This is a genomic window from Oleiphilus sp. HI0086 (assembly GCF_001635225.1).
The window spans coordinates 1-1,910 of sequence record NZ_LWFZ01001022.1; the positions used below are offsets into that span (position 1 = coordinate 1).

Below are 1,910 nucleotides of genomic sequence, written 5' to 3' on the forward strand. Positions count from 1 at the left end.
ACAAACAGAAGTTCTTTCTTGATGGGAACAAAGAGTTAGAAAAGGCCGTAAGCCAGAGCACCCCAGTATCTGTTGCTCTACTCTCTGTTGACCAAATGCATAACATTCAAGACAAGCACGGCCTGGATGCGCCCGATATCACCATGCGCAATCTAACCACCCTGCTACCAAAGGCATTCAATCGCTTCCAATACGCTCGAATAAACGACTCTGACGTTGCAATACTTATGGCAGGGCTAAGCCTGGAACAAGCAGCAAAGCTTGTAGACGGCTTTAGGGAGCTAGTTGAAGACCATATTGTTATGATAGATGAGTTCAGCTTCAACTTCACTGTTTCAGCAGGAATAACCGAGAACAACAATAACTCTTTAATTGAGCTTTTAAAAAATGCTGACAATCGCCTGTATCTAGCCCGAGAAAATGGTGAAAATCAGGTATGGTTTGAAGACTAAGCAAGTCCTGCAAGATATACTTGCAGCAAAGAGATAGCCCTGACTATACTCTTACAGCACCAACACACCGTGATATTCTGCTTTTGTCACAATAAAAATAAAAACTATCGGGCACAGCAACTGCCTGAAACACAAGAAAGGTAGAACAACAATGAGTAACGCCACACCTTGGTACCATGATTATAGCGACTATATATCTGGCGCTCTTTTCGGGCTGATTACCCTGGATATTTTCATGCTTTTGATTCATGGAATTACTGAGCGCTCTTTATCAGACTACAGCATGGGAACGCTAGCTATCACCATCCCCATAATGCTCGTATGGAGCTTTGAACGACTTTATTCAAAACAAGAGCACTAAAAAACAAAAAAGCCCAACTTAATGTTGGGCTTTTTCATATTACAAAGACTTATCGACCATTAAAGATTGTCGGCATTCTCTGATAAGTATGCAGCAACGCCATCAGGAGAAGCGTTCATACCTTTGTCACCTTTATTCCAACCTGCAGGACAAACCTCGCCATGCTCTTCATGGAATTGAAGCGCGTCAACTAGACGAATCAATTCGTCCATATTACGACCAAGCGGTAAATCGTTAACGATTTGCGAACGAACAGTACCGTTAGTATCAATCAAAAATGCACCACGGAATGCAACACCACCTTCTGACTCAACATCATAAGCCTTACAAATATCGTGGTTCATGTCTGCTGCTAGCGTATAACCTACCTGACCAATACCACCATCATTGATTGGAGTGTTTCTCCAAGCGTTGTGAGTGAAGTGAGAATCGATAGAAACACCAATAACTTCAACGCCACGAGCTTTGAAGTCATCCATTCTGTGATCCAGAGCAATCAACTCAGATGGACAAACAAAAGTAAAATCTAATGGATAAAAGAACACCAAGGCATACTTGCCTTTTGTCGCTTCAGAAAACGTAAATTCATCAACGATAGAACCGTCACCTAGTACTGCAGATACTGTAAAATCAGGAGCTTGCTTACCAACTAAAACACTCATTAGTTATTACCTTCCTTAAAAGTTTTATTCGATAGAGATACAGAACGTATCTCTTAGTGTGGTTAAAACAACGTGCCTATATTACACAGCCAGTAAAAATAATTACACCATTTCTTAGTTACTTTTTCTGAAAAAGTAAGCTTCTAAAAAAGAAAAAGAGGCCGAAGCCCCTTTTCTATTACTACATAGCATCAAATACTAGCTAGACAAAACGCCTTACCAGTGAATACCACGCATGATCGCAGCGAATGCAACCTGCTCTGTTGAAACTTTTGGCTTTTCATTAGCTTGCCCCTTACCTTGAGCCGCAGCTGAATCAGGGAACATCTTATAGCCAGTATTCATTACAATCTCACCAACCTTAGGAGCTAATGAGTGAAGTACTGCAGCAAAAGTCCCCAAGCGTGTAGCGATACGCTTTGGTCGATGCACAAT

At 41.4% G+C, this 1,910-nt stretch carries 3 protein-coding genes and 1 pseudogene; 2 read left to right on the top strand and 2 right to left on the bottom strand.

Features of this window, described 5'->3' with window-relative positions; translation table 11 throughout:
- The coding region (locus tag A3756_RS18280) for a diguanylate cyclase (protein ID WP_156490583.1) at nt 1–452 on the top strand (452 nt) is incomplete at its 5' end.
- A 151-nt stretch (nt 453–603) separates the two neighbouring features.
- A complete protein-coding gene (locus A3756_RS18285; protein WP_068515507.1) occupies nt 604–813 on the top strand; it encodes a hypothetical protein in 210 nt (69 codons plus the stop codon).
- A 59-nt stretch (nt 814–872) separates the two neighbouring features.
- On the opposite strand, the gene A3756_RS18290 is transcribed toward A3756_RS18285, so the two are convergent.
- Nucleotides 873–1,475, bottom strand: coding sequence for a peroxiredoxin (locus tag A3756_RS18290; protein ID WP_068515509.1), 603 nt, complete (start codon nt 1,473–1,475; stop codon nt 873–875).
- A 216-nt stretch (nt 1,476–1,691) separates the two neighbouring features.
- A pseudogene (locus A3756_RS18295) lies at nt 1,692–1,910 on the bottom strand (short chain dehydrogenase); the annotation flags it as partial.